The organism is Rhodobaculum claviforme, from assembly GCF_016653255.1.
Taxonomy (GTDB): domain Bacteria; phylum Pseudomonadota; class Alphaproteobacteria; order Rhodobacterales; family Rhodobacteraceae; genus Rhodobaculum; species Rhodobaculum claviforme.
In genome coordinates this window covers 1-2,752 of the sequence record NZ_NHSD01000010.1, presented here as the reverse complement: position 1 = coordinate 2,752, position 2,752 = coordinate 1, and the positions used below count along the sequence as shown (strand labels likewise).

The window sequence follows — 2,752 nt, the reverse complement described above, 5'->3', positions numbered from 1 at the left end:
CCAAGAACAGACTGCCAAGAAAAATACCCATGATCGGGGTCATCAGGAAGAAGGACGCGGCCTGGTTCGCCGTCAAGACGCTCAGAAGGCGGAACCAGAGTGCTATCCCGAAAATCGACCCCAGAAACACGAGATAAAGCAGTTCCGGCAGCGCCCGGGCGATGGCCGTCCAGCCTGGTGGTGTCTCCAAAGCGAGCGACACAACCATCAGCACCAGCCCCGAGACCAGAAATTGGGGGCCGCAGATATCGAGGAAGTTGTGCGCGGTCACGATCCGCTTGACCAGCGTGTTGCCCAGCGCAAGCGCGGCCACGGCGACCAGGAGCACGATCGCCGCCGCTGCGTAGGACTCCGGGTCTAGGTGCTGGCTGCTGTGGCGATCCAGTACTGCGACGCCGACCCCGATCATCCCCATGACGACGGCGATCCCTTCGATCAGAGAAGCACGCTCCCGCAGGACCAGGAAGGCCGCCGGAATTGTCAGCAGCGGCAGCGAGGAGACGACGATGTTGACGACCGAGGTCGGGATGGCTGTCAGTGCCCAGTAAGCCGCGCCCAGGTAGACGGCCTGGGACAGCAGCCCGGCGATCAGGATCGTGCGCCGCGTTGCCGGAGAAGACTGACGCCAGAGCTGGATGGCGGCGGCGCCGCGCACTGCCAGCAGCAGTCCTCCAGAGACGCTCAAGCGGATCGCCGCCAGCATGATCGGGGGAATGTCGGGCAGGGCGAAGCGGGTCACCACGAAGGAGAGCGACCAGATCAGGGCGAACAGTGTGCCCCCGAGGGCCGCCCAGAGCCCGGTTGTGGTGGCCCTTGAGTACGTGTTGGGGAATGACCGCATGGAACGGGAAACCTCATCGGCTGCAAGCCGCGCGTGGAACGGCCCGGATGACAGCCGGTGAGGCTTCGAGGTGAGGGGCAGTACAAGCTTTCCGGCGCCAGCGTGACCCCGGCCATAAAGCGCGGCGGCTGCGTGTTCTGGGTTGTGCCGCGGTTATGGCCGGGCGGGTCGCCGAAGCGAAATTGATTTTCCTTATTCCGATCCGGCAGGACGCGTATGGATCGGTTGGGCCAGCGTGCTTATGCGTGGAAGTGCTGCATCACGGAATCGGCGATGCGGTCCTTGCCGACGACGCCGATGACATGGCGGGACTGTGCCTCTGTCCGGCCGTTCGGCATGACCAGGGCGTAGTGGCCATCCTGGTCGCTCATCCGCTGCAGGACGTCGTGCAGGATGTCGTCGCGCTCGGCCAGCACCCAGGCGCGGCTGGCCAGCTCGCCAAGGGTGGCGTCGGTCTGCACGCCCTCGCTGGAGCGCAGGACGCGGCTGACGCGGACCACCCCGACCGCTTCGTCACCGTCGGTGACCAGGATGAAGTGCTTGTCGGTGTCGAAGCCGAGCGTCTCCAGCGCGGTCTCCAACGTCATCTCCGCGGGCAGGACGGCGAAGGCATCGTCCATCACTTCGGCGGCGTGACGCACCAGGAACATGTTGGTGTGCCGCTGCTTGGGAATGTGCTTGCCGCGCCAGGCGAGCTTGATGGTGTAGATATTCTCCGGCGACAGCCACCGGCGCACGCCGATCGACAGGGCAACCGCGATCACCATCGGAACGATGATGTTGTAGTCGCGGGTCATCTCGAAAACCATGACGATCGCCGTCATCGCCGCGCCACTGGCGCCGCCGACCACGGCCGCCATGCCGACCATGGCGAATTCCACCGGGGAGGCATCGAATCCGGGCAGCCAGTTGAGCGCGATCGCCAGCGCCGCCCCCAGCGTCGTGCCCATGAACAGGGATGGCGAGAAGATTCCGCCGGAAGCGCCGGACCCGAGCGACAGCGTGGTCGCCGCCAGCTTGGCGACGAACAGGATCGCCATCAACTGGAAGGTCGCCAACTCGTTGTGCAGGACCGCGCTGATCGTGCCGTAGCCAGTGCCCTGGATGAAGTAGTGCCCGTAGCTCTGCGCCAGCAGGTACATCATCGTTCCGACGATCAGCATGCCGACGGCGTGGCGCAGATAGTGATTCTTGAAGTAGTGGTCGAATACGTCTTCAAGAGCGGAGAGCACGCGGATGAAGGCGAAGGACGCCAGCCCGCACAGCAGCCCTAGCAACGTGAAGCCGGCGAGATCGCTGAAATTGATGCCCTGGAAGGCCGCTTCCTGGGCGATTGGCACGATGAACGCGGGATCGATGCCGAAAAAGAGCCGCCCGATATAGGTCGCCGTGGCGGTTGCGATCACCACCGGCAGGAACGTCCGGCTGGAGACCTCCGGGAGCATCAGCTCGATCGCGAACATCACCCCGCCCAAGGGGGTGTTGAAGGTCGCCGCGATGCCGGCCCCGCCACCGGCGGCGATCAGGGTGATCCGCTGCCAAGTCGGCAGGCGCGTCAGTTGCCCCATCGTGGAGCCGAATGACGAGCCGATCTGGATGATCGGCCCTTCGCGCCCGACAGCGGCGCCGGAGCCGATCGACAGCGCCGAGGCGAGCGACTTCGCAATCGCAACGACCGGGCGGATCTGCCCCTCGCGGTGGTAGATCGCGTCCATCACCTCCGGGACACCATGGCCGCGTGCCTCCGGCGCGAAGGTCTGGGTCAGCCAGACCACGCCCAGACCGCCGATCACCGGAACCAGGATGACGAACGGCCCCCACGGGCCGAGCGGCATCAACGCTTCGGCGTCGTAGACCACATCCAGCTTACCGGCGAAGAAGAGGTTGTGCAGAACTGCGATCAACATTCGG

The 2,752-nt window shown here is 65.1% G+C and carries 2 protein-coding genes; both read right to left on the bottom strand.

What is annotated here, in order from left to right:
• A partial coding sequence (locus CCR87_RS00145; RefSeq protein WP_201155323.1) for a DMT family transporter occupies nt 1-841 on the bottom strand: 841 nt, incomplete at its 3' end.
• A gap of 239 nt (nt 842-1,080) precedes the next feature.
• Nucleotides 1,081-2,752: chloride channel protein (locus CCR87_RS00140; protein ID WP_201155322.1), on the bottom strand; the 1,672-nt coding region annotated here is incomplete at its 5' end.